Origin of the sequence: Paraburkholderia sp., assembly GCF_034668105.1 — a bacterium.
GTDB lineage: Bacteria > Pseudomonadota > Gammaproteobacteria > Burkholderiales > Burkholderiaceae > Paraburkholderia.
This window is the reverse complement of record NZ_JAXDPY010000420.1, coordinates 1-11600: the sequence shown is the minus strand read 5'-3', so window position 1 is coordinate 11600 and position 11600 is coordinate 1. Positions and strand designations below refer to the sequence as shown.

Sequence of the window (11600 nt, the reverse complement as noted above, 5' to 3'; positions counted from 1 at the left end):
GTATCAAGCTGGTCGTCAATGAACGTCACGCACAAACCGGCGAGCTGGCGTCGCTAGCCTGCGCGGTCGACAAGCTTGCCGGCGACACCGTCATTTCGTACGGCGATCTGCTGTTCCGCAGCTACATCCTGCGCGATCTGGTCGAGAGCGAAGCCGCGTTCAGCGTGGTGGTCGATTCATCGCTGACCGACGCGGAAAATGCCAGTGTGCGCGACTTCGCATGGTGTTCGGCAGCCGACGATCGCGGCCTGTTCGGCAATAAGGTCACGCTGCGTCATGTGTCGAGCGGGCAGGAGGCCAGCTCCGCGATTGCTTCGCAAACGCCGCATGGCCGCTGGGTGGGTCTGCTGAATGTCCGTGGTGAAGGGCGTGAGCGTCTGCAAGCGGTCATCGCCAAATTGCAGGCGCGCCCGGATTTCGATTCGCTCGACATGCCCGCGCTGCTGAATGCGCTCGTCGAAGCAGGCGAAGCGATCGAGGTGCAATACGTGCACGGTCACTGGCGCGGTGTGAATGATCTGGAAGACTTCCGTCGCGCCGGCGATTTCGCGCACGCGCAGGCGCCGTTCGCGGCAGCGGTCGGCAACCACGCAGGAACGACGGACGCTGCCAGCGGAGCCGCGCAATGATCGAGGCAGCACAGTTTGTCGAGGCGGCGCGCGAACGCGGCTTCGACTGGTACGCAGGCGTGCCGTGCTCGTATCTGACGCCGTTCATCAACTACGTATTGCAGGACGAATCGCTGCATTACGTGTCGGCCGCCAATGAAGGCGATGCGGTCGCGTTGATCGCGGGCGTCACGCTCGGCGCAAAGAACGGCCGGCGTGGCATCACGATGATGCAGAACTCCGGCCTCGGCAATGCCGTGAGCCCGTTGACCTCGCTCACGTGGACCTTCCGTTTGCCGCAATTGCTGATCGTCACGTGGCGCGGGCAACCCGGCGTCGCGGATGAGCCGCAGCACGCGCTGATGGGCCCGGTCACGCCCGCCATGCTCGATACGATGGAAATTCCGTGGGAGACGTTCCCGACCGAAGCCGACGCGATCGGCCCGGCGTTGGATCGCGCGCTGGCTCACATGGATGAAACCGGCCGTCCATACGCGCTCGTGATGCAAAAGGGCAGCGTGGCGCCGTATGAGTTGAAAGAGCGCCACACAGGTACGCGCCGTGTGCCGGTAGCGCCGCGTTCGCAATTCGAAAACGTTGCAGCGAATGAGCTGGCTTCGCGTCACGACGCGTTGCGGAAAGTCATCGCGCACACACCGCTTGAATCGACAGTGGTGCTCGCGTCGACTGGATTTTGCGGCCGCGAGCTCTATGCGATCGATGACCGTGCCAACCAGTTGTACATGGTCGGCTCGATGGGTTGCGTGACGCCGTTCGCGTTGGGGCTTGCGTTGGCGCGTCCCGACCTGCACGTGGTCGCGCTCGACGGCGACGGCGCCGCGCTGATGCGCATGGGCGCATTCGCGACGCTCGGCGCGTACGGTCCCTCGAATCTCACGCACGTGCTGCTCGATAACGGCGCACACGATTCGACCGGCGGTCAGGCGACGGTGTCGTCGCAAGTCTCGTTTGCGGGTGTCGCCGCGGCGTGCGGTTATGCGTCGGCGGTTGAAAGCGACGACGTCAACGTAATCGACGAGTTGTTCGACACCGTGCCCTCGCCCCATGGTCCGCGCTTCGCGCGATTGGCGATTCGCCGCGGTACGCCCGATGGCCTGCCGCGTCCCACTATTACCCCGCCCGATGTAAAGACGCGCCTGATGCGTCACATCGGCGCTGCTTAAGGAGTGCGCTCATGTTGCTGCTCAATCCCGGCCCGGTGACACTCACCGAACGCGTCCGCAACAGCCTGTTGCAGACGGATCTGTGCCATCGCGAAAGCGAATTTTTCGACTTGCAGGAAGAGGCGCGCACCCGCCTGGTCGATCTGTACGGCCTCGACGCAAACGAATGGCAAGCGGTCTTGATGACCGGCTCGGGCACCGCGGCTGTCGAAAGCATGACCGCCGCGCTGGTGCCGCAAAACGGCAAGCTGCTGGTCGTCGAAAACGGCGTGTACGGTGAGCGGATTTCGCAGATCGCCACGCAGTACGGTATCGCGCATGAGTCGCTGAAACACGACTGGATGCAGGCGCCGGATCTCGCGCAGCTCGCCGAACGCCTCGACGCGGACAAAGCGTTCACTCATGTCGCCGTGATTCATCACGAAACCACTACGGGACGTCTGAACGATCTGGCGGCGCTCGGCGCGCTGTGCCGCGAACGCGGTCTGCGTCTGCTGGTGGATGGCGTCAGCAGCTTCGGCGCCGAAGCGATCGATTTCGCCGACGCCAGTCTCGACGCCGTCGCGGCGACCGCGAACAAGTGTCTGCATGGCGTGCCCGGCGCGTCGTTCGTGCTGGTGCGGCGCGCAGCGCTCGCGCAGGCGGCGAGCCGCACGTATTACCTGGACCTCGGGCGCCTTGCGCGTTTGCAGGACCAGCGCAATACGCCGTTCACGCCGTCGGTTCATGCGTACTACGCGCTGGTGGAAGCACTGCGCGAACTCGCCGACGAAGGCGGTTGGCAAGCGCGTCATGCGCGTTATGCCGCGCTCGCCGAGCAGGCTCGCGCGGGCCTGGCTGAGCGGGGCGTCGGCAGTGTGTTGGCGCCGGAGCAGTCGTCGGTGGTGCTGCGCGCGTATCGCTTGCCGGACGGCGTGGCGTATCCGCAACTGCACGACGCGCTGAAGGCGCGCGGTTTCGTCATCTATGCCGGTCAAGGCGGCTTGTCGGCCGAACTGTTCCGCATCTCGACGATGGGCAACATCCACGCCGCCGACATCGAGCGTCTTTTGCAAGGCTTTACCGAGCTGACGCGCTAAAGCGCGCGCCGCCCCGCTCTGCTGCGGGTTTTTTAGCTAGCTGATGCGCCTCTTCAGGCACGCCGCCGCCGCAACTCACGGGCGGCCGGCGCATGCGCTCCACTTGCCACGCCGCCCGCGTTCACACCGGGTCTTTGTCCGGCGGTCCGTCGGGCCGCTGCGGCTCCTCGGTGTGATGACCCGGCGACGGCGGCACCAGCGGATCGGCTTCGGGGTCGCGGTTCGGATCGGCGTTCGGATCGGGAATCGGACTGGTATGCATGTCGTAGCTCATTGCATCACCTTCAGGTTGAGAAGCGGGCTGAATCAAGCGTAGCCGATCCAGCGCATTACGCGGCCCTTACTTTTTCGCGCGACGCCCCACGCGCAATTGCCAGTAACGTTCGGTGGCGAAAATGTCGTCGTAATTGCCCGCGCCGAACGCGCGCAACTGGCTTGCGTAGGCGTTCACCGCTTCGCGTTTGAGCTGCGCGCGGCGCGGCAGGTCGATCGTGTGGCCCGCGCTCGGATAGTCCGGTGTCGCCACCACGCCGCGTTGCACGAGGTCGGCAAGCCGCGCCTGCACGACACCGGGCGTGCGGCGATGAATCGCGTCCTCGTAAGCGAACCACGTGAGATGCGACAGGCGCGGCAGGATTTCGCAGCAGGCTTCGAACACCAGCGCGTGGTCGTCGTGATGCAGTCCGAGCGGCATGAGCAGCGTATTGGCCGTTGTGCGGTAGATGGTTTCTTCAAGCGCCGCCGCCAGTTTGCTGATCGACGGCGAGTCGAAGTATTGGCCGTCGCGAAACGGCATACGGAGCGGAATCGCGTCGAGCACCTCGAGGGCGAGGTTGTCTTCGAGCGTGCGGGCGTGGATGGCCTGATGGGCGCTCGTGAAACCTGATCTTTCATCCCATTCGGTATGCATCTCCTGCTCGGGCGGCGCGGCGAACACCGTGCAGACCGCGGCGTCGGGGTGCGCGGCGAGTAACGCGCCGCAACTGAAGACGGCGTCGTCGAAATGGGGCGACACGATGAAAAGGCGTGGACTGGTTTCGCTCATGGCACGGGTGACGGTTTCGAAACGCGCGGGCCGCATTCAACGCTTCAATGTTGCGCGCGCCAGGCTCGCTGGATTTGCGGCGTCACATCAGCTTAGGCGGAATTGGCGCGGCTTGCGCGGCCGGTGTGAGGTGCGCAAGCGCTATGCCTGAGCGCGGAAATGCTGCGGACGCGTCCTGGAGAAGCTCACCGTTGCGTATTCTGCATGTCCCGAACATGCTCACCTTTTTCGTCAGCCACCAGTGCCGCCGCGCGGCTGAACGCCGTCACAATCGCCGTCACGACGTCGTCGCGCAACGTGGCGTCGGCCATTCCCAGCGCATACGAGGGATGCCAGGCCGGCACGATCAGACGCCCCTCGTGCGCGATGGTTTGACCGAGATACTCGGACAGATTGACGTGCGCGCCAGTCAGCGCTCTCAGCGCGGTTGCGCCGAGAGTGACCACTACGCGTGGCGCGACTCGCGTCAGTTCTTTTTCCAGCCAATACTGGCAAGCCTCCACTTCGCGCCGCACGGGTAGGCGATGGACGCGCTCTGCGTCGAGCGTTTCCCATTTGTAATGCTTGACGGCATAGGTCAGATACAGCGCCTGCCGCTCCAGACCGGCGCGCGCAAGCACGGCGTCGAGCAATTCACCGGCCGGCCCGGTGAAGGGTTCGCCGTGCTGGTTCTCGTGCTCGCCCGGCTGTTCACCGACCACCATGATCGCCGCATGGGCGGGCCCGGTGCCCGCAACCGCGTGTTTCGCATTGCGCCATAACGCGCAGCGCCTGCAAGTGGCGAGCGGGCCAGTGGGTTCCCGCAAAGGCGGCGTCATCGCCGAATACTCGAGCGGCGGCGTGGGCGGGACGGTGACCGCTGCGCTTTGCGCGCCGAGACGGCTGCGCTCGCGAGCCAGGTGGGCGGGCAGCGGTGGACCCGCGGGCGGCATTCTCCAGTAGCGCAACGGCACGGGCGACGGCTGGGCGTTGAAGGCGCTGGCGTAATACGCGAGCCAGAGCGCCTCGGTGGGGGTGCTGGTGACAGCTTCGCCGGTCATGGCGCTAGCCGTTAATACCTGCGTGGTCTGCGCGTGTTTCTCCACTAACGGCCGGCCGATGCGCAGCAGCATGCCGTTCCAGAACACCGCGCCGTGCGGCGTGGCCAGCATCCACGTGGATTCGCCCATGCGGTCGGCGAAGCGCGCGGCGGCGCGCTCCAGCAGATCATGATGCGGCTCGTACCAGCCGACGAACTCGGGCGGTCCCATGGACGGATCGCGGCGTCTGAACAACGTGAGTGTCAGCAAAGCGTCGGTTTCATGTTCGATCGTGCGAATGCGTTGATCGAGCAGCGCGCCGTCGGGGTCGCCGAGATCGAGGACATTGCGCTCGCCGTGCGTCCAGCGCCATAGGACGCGGTACACCAGCGACCAGCGGTCCGGCGCGCGAAAGCACGCAGCCGTTCTGAGCCACGAGAGCAGTTCGCGCGGAATGGCGAGTACGCCGGCAGTATCTATGCCGACGTTATCCGCGGCGGTACGGGTGGACTCTGTGTCTGGCTCGCCAGCGGCGCTCGTGCTGGAGAGATTGCTGGCGAGACTTTTTTCAACCACGGCCGTTGCCGAAGATTGCGCCGCGTGGCCGCCACCCGAATCATGGCCGCTCACCGGGCTTTCAGCCGCTGCCTCGCTTGCTGACTCAAGCCATTCGATCTGCGATGGCTCGACACCTTCCCGCAGCAGCGCCCGCGCGGCGCGCCGCCAGACGGCGAAAGACGGTTCGATCGAAATACGTTTCATGCTCACGCGCCGTGGATACACGCAGCGTGATGCGTCAATCCATGCGGCCAAAATACTGTATGGACATACAGTATCTACCTGGATGCGCGCCTGGATCAAGTCCCGCGGTTATGCCGGTGCGTTCGATTCGTCTAGTGGTGACGGCAGGCGCTGGAGCGGACTGGCTAGCGAAGCTGCGTGAGGTGCGCCAAGGCACCTAACGATGCGCTAAAGCCAAAGCTCAAGCTAAATATTGCGCAGATCTTCCGGCGTATCCACATCGCGAAGAATCCCGGGGTCGTCGACGTCGAGCCGCGCCACCCGCTGCGACATCAGCAGCGAGCGCGCGCCCGTATCGCCGTCGAGTGCCATGAGGGCGTCCCGATGCTCGATGCCGAAACCGACCGGATGGCCGCGCTGCCCTTGATAAAACGGCGCGACGATTGAAGCGCCGCCGTCGAGCGCTTGCGCCACGGCTTCGATCGTGGAGGTGGCGATGCGCGGCATGTCGGCGAGCGCGACGATCCAGCCCTCGGCGTCGTCGCTGGCTTCGATGCCGACGGCGAGGCTCGCGCCCATGCCACGCTCAGCGGCGGCGGCGAATACCACGTCGCAGCCGGCGTCGTTCAGGATGCGTGCAAGTGTTTCCCCGCCCGGCCGCACCACGGCCAGCACACGCGTGACGACCTTCAGCAGCCGATGGGCGGCCTCATGCGCGACCGGCGTGCCATCCGGCAGGTGTGCGAGCAGCTTGTTCTGCACGCCGTCGGGGTCGAAGCGTGAACCGAGGCCGGCGGCGAGCAAGATGCCAGTGGCGAGCGAGGCGTAAGCCATGGACGGGCACCGCTAGAAAGGATAAGGCCGATTGTGCGGTGCAACGCAGCGACAGGCAAGCGCGAATATTTACACCTGCATCACCCCCATCACCTTATCGAGCGTCACCGGCAGATCGCGTACACGCACGCCGGTTGCGTGATACACGGCGTTCACGATCGCCGCCGGCACCCCGGTGATGCCGATCTCGCCGATGCCGCGCACGCCGAGCGAGTTGATGTGCGGATCAGGCACATCGATGAACGTGATGTCGAGCGAGCCGATATCGGCGTTCACCGGCACGTGGTACTCGGCGAGATTGGCGTTAGTGAAACGCCCGTAGCGGGTATCGAGCAAGGTCTCTTCCTGCAGTGCCGCGCCCACGCCCCATACCATGCCGCCCATCAACTGGCTGTGCGCGGTCTTCTGGTTCAGCACGCGCCCAATGTCATACACGCCGACGATGCGCGCCACGTGAATCGTGCCGAGGTCGGCATCGACATGCACTTCGACGAACACCGCGCCAAACGAGTGAAACGAGTACTTCTGTTTCTCGTCGCCGGGTTTGACCGTCGAGGTGGCTTCGATCGGTTTGCCGCCTGAGCGCGCGATGATCGCCGCCGCCGGATCGCGCTTGGCCGGTTGCGAGCGGCTCATGACCCAGCCGTTTTCGACCGTGATGTCTTCGAGTGCGATGCCGTGCACGGGCGACGCTGGATCGGCGAGCGCCAGCGCGATCAGCTGGTTGCGCACCTGGGTCGAGGCATCGCGCACGGCGGGTGAGACGCTCGCCGCCGATTGCGAGCCGCCTGAGCCCGGCGCTTTCGGTAGCGACGAATCGCCGAGCGCGAAATGGATGTTGTCCGGCGCGAAGCCGAGCGCGTCGGCGGCAACCTGAGTCATCACCGTGTAGGTGCCGGTGCCGAGATCCTGCGTGCCGGAGGCGACCATGGCGCTGCCGTCCGGCAGAATTCGCGCGATGGCCGCGGCTTCGCTGCGGTTGGCCGGGTAGGTCGCGGTGGCCATGCCCATGCCGATCAGCGTGTTGCCGTTGCGCATCGAGCGCGGCGTGCCGGTGCGCCGCGACCAGCCAAATTTGTCCGCGCCGATCTGATAGCACTCGCGCAAGGATTTACCCGACCACGGTTTGTTTTCCTGCGGATCGGCATCGGCGTAATTCTTCAGACGCAGCGCGAGCGGGTCCATCTTCAACGCCACCGCGAGTTCGTCCATCGCCGATTCGAGCGCGAACGACCCGGTCGTTTCTCCGGGCGCGCGCATGAAGGTCGGGGTGCCGAGATTCATCGGCACGATCCGGTGCGTGGTCAGCTGATTGGGCACCGCGTACAGCATGCGCGTGACCATGCAGCAGGTCTCGGTCCAGTCTTCGATCGTCGACGTATGCGAGGTGCTGTCGTGACGCATCGCGGTCAGCGTGCCGTCGTGGCGCGCGGCCAGGGTGAAATGCTGCTCGGTATGCGGACGTGAGCCGACCGGCCCGAACATCTGCGGCCGTTCCAACGCGAGGCGCACCGGACGCCCGGTCTGTTTCGCCGCCATCGCGCACAGCGACACATGCGACCACGACGAGCCCTTGCAACCGAAACCCCCGCCGATAAACGGCGAAATCACACGCACGTCGCCGGGTGAGATGCCGAGTGTTTTGGCGACCGCCAGCGCCGCGCCGCTGACGCCTTGCGTCGAGTCGTAGAGGATGAGCTGCGGGCCGTCCCAATGCGCCATCGTGGCGTGCGGCTCCATCGGGTTGTGATGCTCGATCGGTGTGGTGTAGACGGCGTCGACGTGGACTGCACCGCTGCGCATACCGTCGTCGAAATCGCCACGCTGTGTGTCGGTGGTGCGGCCTTGCGGTTTGTCAGGCGCATGTCCGTTCGGCTTGGCCTGCGCGAAATCGAGCGTCGCGGCCGTGCTCTGATAGGTGATGCGCAACTGGCGCGCCGCGTCGGTTGCATGTTCGAGCGTATCGGCGACCACCACCGCGACCGGCTCGTTGTTGTAGTGAACCTGATTGTCCTGCAGCAGCGACAGGCGGCGGCCGGCCGGCGGCGCCAGCGGGGATCTGCCGCCGTTCGGCAGACGCGGCGCGTTCTGATACGTCATCACCAGCAGCACCCCGGGCAGCGCCTGCGCACGGCTCGCATCGATCGACGCAATCGTGCCGCGTGCAATGGTGCTGGTGACAAGTACCGCATGCGCGAGCCGCGCCTCGGGGAACTCGGCGGCGTAGCGCGCTTCGCCGGTGACTTTCAGCAGACCGTCGATACGGTCGAGCGGTTGACCGATCAGATTCATGCGACACCTCCGCTGCGGCCCGCGGCCTGGTTGACTGCGCGCACGATCGCGCGCTGCGCGAGCTGCACCTTGAAACGATTGTCTCGCTGCGGTCTCGCATCGCGTAGCGCAGCCGCAGCGGCGTCGTGCAGCCTCGCCTGCGTGAGCGGCTGGCCGTTGAGCATCTGCTCGGCGGCGCTCGCGCGCCACGGCTTGTGCGCGACGCCGCCCAGCGCGATGCGCGCGGTGCTCACGCGCTCGCCGTCCATCTGCAAGGCGGCGGCCACCGAGACCAGCGCAAATGCGTAACTGGCCCGGTCACGCACTTTCAGATAGTGAGCGTGCGCGCTGAACAACGGTGGCGGGAGATCGACGGCGGTAATCAACTCGCCCGCTTGCAAGGTCGTATCGACGTCGGGCCGGTCGCCCGGGAGCCGATGAAAATCCGCGAACGCAATCGTCCGCTCGCCTGCGGGGCCGTTGACGCGCACCACGGCGTCGAGCGCGGCGAGCGCCACACTCATATCCGACGGATTCACGGCGATGCATTGCGGACTCGTACCGAGAATCGCGTGCGTGCGATTGTGGCCGTCGAGCGCCGCGCAGCCGCTGCCAGGCATACGCTTATTGCACTGCGTGAAGGCGGTGTCGTAAAAGTAGCCGCAGCGGGTGCGTTGCAACAGATTGCCGCCCACCGTCGCCATATTGCGCAGTTGCGACGACGCGCCCGCCAGAAATGCTTGCGACAGCAACGGGTATTGTTCGCGCACCAGTGCATGATTGGCCGCGTCGCTGTTGCGCACCAGGGCGCCGATGCGGATGCCGCCATCCGCCAGGGTGGTGACCGTATCCAGCCCGCTGATATGCGTGATATCGATGAGCCGCATCGGCCGCGCCACGCCGCCCTTCATCAAGTCGAGCAGATTGGTGCCGCCGCCGATGAACACCGCGCCCGGTTGCTGCGCCGCGCGCACGGCGCCGGCGACATCGCCGGCGCGTTCGTAAGAGATCGCATCCATGCTGGTCGCTCCGTCAGGCGTTGCCGTCGTTGCGGCTGGCGCCGCCGCTGTTGCCACTGCTTGCGCTGTTTTGGCCGCCACCCTCATGCACGGCGCGCACCGCCGCGACGATATTCGCGTACGCGCCGCAGCGGCAGATGTTGCCGCTCATGCGTTCGCGGATCTCGTCGTCGGAAAGTTGCGGCGGGCGGCTGCGGACATCGGCGGTCACGGTGCTGGCCGTGCCGTTGCGGAATTCGTTCAGAAGGGCAGTCGCGGAACACAACTGCCCGGGCGTACAGTAGCCGCACTGGAACGCATCGTGTTCGATGAAGGCCTGTTGCATCGGACTCAGCACGCCGTTGCTGGCGAGTCCTTCAACCGTCGTGAGGTTCTCGCCTTCGTGCATCACGGCGAGCGTCAGGCAGGAATTGATGCGACGGCCGTCGGCGATCACGGTACATGCGCCGCATTGCCCGCGGTCGCAGCCTTTCTTCGTGCCCATCAGGCCCGCGTATTCGCGCAGCGCATCGAGCAAGGTCACGCGCGGTTCGAGTTGCAGCGTATAAGCGCGGCCGTTGACGGTCAGTGTGACCGGGCGGCCCGGCACCGGTGCGCGAACTTCCGTGGACGGCGGTGCGGCTGGAGTTTGGGTCTGGGCGCGCAGATGCGGCGCCGCGCCGACGGTGGCGGCAGCGGCAGCCGATTGCAGAAAACGGCGGCGCGAGGGTTGGGGTGGCGCGGTGGCGGGTGCGTCGCCCGAATCGTGAAGCTCGTTCTTCGTGGACATGGCGGTCTGCTCGCTCCAATGAAAGGTCAATGCAGGCTTGCGGCATACAGGTACCCGACAGGTACCCGACGTCCAGGTATCCGGCGTGCGGATACTCGATGCTTTGGCATCCGGAGCGTCGCGGTCGAACTCATCAAAAGCAATTTCGGTGCCGTTGCGAACGCAACGGCCTGTCGACGCGGCGCGCCCAGAATCAGCCGTGAGCCAGTCGTAAGCCAGCAGTGAATCACGGTGAACGGGATCGAATCGTGGAGAGCGCAACTAATTGCCGCAGCGCGCGTCAAGCATGGACGTTGCGCTTAACGAACAGGAAAGTAAATACGCGAAGACGTCTTCTTTCCCAGTGCAAAAAGAAAGACTGTTTTGTGCGGGACGAGGAGACCGCTCGATCAGGCGTCGGCCCAGCGGCGCAGCAGATTGTGATAAATGCCGGTGAGACTTACCACGGTTGCATCGTTCGCGCCTTTGTCGGCGGCCAGGCGTTGCACGTCGTTGTCGAGCTGGAACAGCATGGCGCGTTCGCCGTCGTCGCGCACCATGCTCTGGATCCAGAAGAAGGACGCGAGCCGCACGCCACGCGTCACCGGGCTCACGTAATGCAGGCTCGAAGCGGGGTAGAGCACCATGTCGCCGGCCGGCAGCTTCGCGCGATGCACGCCGTAGGTGTCTTCGATGCAGAGTTCGCCGCCGTCGTAGGTATCCGGCTCGGTGAGAAAAAGCGTGGCCGACAGATCGCTGCGAATGCGAAAGTCGGTGCCGCGCAGCTGGCGGATCGCGTTGTCCACATGGGTACCGAAACCGTCGCCACCCGCATAGCGGTTAAAGAGCGGCGGAAAGACTTTCAGCGGCAACGCGGCGGAAAAGAAGCGCGGATTGCGGCCGAGCGCGTCCTGAATCGCATCGCCCACCGCGCGCGCGGCGGGCGAGCCTTCGGGCAATTGCTGGTTGCGCTTGGCCTGCGCCGACTGTTCGCCGGAAGTCGCATTGCCGTCGATCCAGTGCGCCGCGTCGAGAACTTCGCGGCATTGCGC

The 11600-nt window shown here is 65.4% G+C and carries 10 protein-coding genes and 1 pseudogene; 3 read left to right on the top strand and 8 right to left on the bottom strand.

The genetic code is table 11. From position 1 onward, the window contains the following. The 3 genes and pseudogenes from QOC89_RS18870 to QOC89_RS18860 all read left to right on the top strand — a co-directional run. Positions 1 to 629: pseudogene (locus QOC89_RS18870) on the top strand (phosphoenolpyruvate mutase); the annotation flags it as partial. After that, a complete protein-coding gene (aepY, locus tag QOC89_RS18865) occupies positions 626 to 1792 on the top strand; it encodes a phosphonopyruvate decarboxylase (RefSeq protein ID WP_323046416.1) in 1167 nt (388 codons plus the stop codon). The pseudogene QOC89_RS18870 and the gene aepY, both read left to right, overlap by 4 nt. An 11-nt stretch (positions 1793 to 1803) precedes the next feature. After that, complete coding sequence (locus QOC89_RS18860; protein WP_323046415.1) at positions 1804 to 2871, top strand: 2-aminoethylphosphonate aminotransferase; 1068 nt, start codon at positions 1804 to 1806, stop codon at positions 2869 to 2871. A 121-nt stretch (positions 2872 to 2992) separates the two neighbouring features. On the opposite strand, the gene QOC89_RS18855 is transcribed toward QOC89_RS18860, so the two are convergent. The 8 genes from QOC89_RS18855 to QOC89_RS18820 form a co-directional block, all read right to left on the bottom strand. After that, complete coding sequence (locus QOC89_RS18855) at positions 2993 to 3145, bottom strand: hypothetical protein (protein WP_165614491.1); 153 nt, start codon at positions 3143 to 3145, stop codon at positions 2993 to 2995. A 66-nt stretch (positions 3146 to 3211) separates the two neighbouring features. Continuing rightward, positions 3212 to 3916 carry a PIG-L family deacetylase gene (locus QOC89_RS18850; protein WP_323046417.1) on the bottom strand — a complete coding sequence of 235 codons (705 nt, stop codon included), beginning with the start codon at positions 3914 to 3916 and terminating at the stop codon, positions 3212 to 3214. A gap of 185 nt (positions 3917 to 4101) precedes the next feature. Next, complete coding sequence (locus QOC89_RS18845) at positions 4102 to 5697, bottom strand: UdgX family uracil-DNA binding protein (protein ID WP_323046414.1); 1596 nt, start codon at positions 5695 to 5697, stop codon at positions 4102 to 4104. A 225-nt stretch (positions 5698 to 5922) separates the two neighbouring features. After that, positions 5923 to 6510: a nucleotidyltransferase family protein gene (locus QOC89_RS18840; protein WP_323046413.1), complete on the bottom strand. Its 588-nt coding sequence runs from the start codon at positions 6508 to 6510 to the stop codon at positions 5923 to 5925. A gap of 69 nt (positions 6511 to 6579) precedes the next feature. Continuing rightward, positions 6580 to 8802 (bottom strand): xanthine dehydrogenase family protein molybdopterin-binding subunit, encoded by a 2223-nt coding sequence (locus tag QOC89_RS18835; RefSeq protein ID WP_323046412.1) that lies wholly within the window; start codon positions 8800 to 8802, stop codon positions 6580 to 6582. After that, positions 8799 to 9800 carry a xanthine dehydrogenase family protein subunit M gene (locus QOC89_RS18830; RefSeq protein ID WP_323046411.1) on the bottom strand — a complete coding sequence of 334 codons (1002 nt, stop codon included), beginning with the start codon at positions 9798 to 9800 and terminating at the stop codon, positions 8799 to 8801. The genes QOC89_RS18835 and QOC89_RS18830 overlap by 4 nt, the downstream gene beginning before the upstream one ends. A 13-nt stretch (positions 9801 to 9813) precedes the next feature. After that, a complete protein-coding gene (locus QOC89_RS18825; RefSeq protein ID WP_323046410.1) occupies positions 9814 to 10569 on the bottom strand; it encodes a 2Fe-2S iron-sulfur cluster-binding protein in 756 nt (251 codons plus the stop codon). A gap of 389 nt (positions 10570 to 10958) precedes the next feature. Beyond that, positions 10959 to 11600 (bottom strand): Fe2+-dependent dioxygenase (locus tag QOC89_RS18820; RefSeq protein WP_323046409.1); only part of this gene is annotated, 642 nt, incomplete at its 5' end.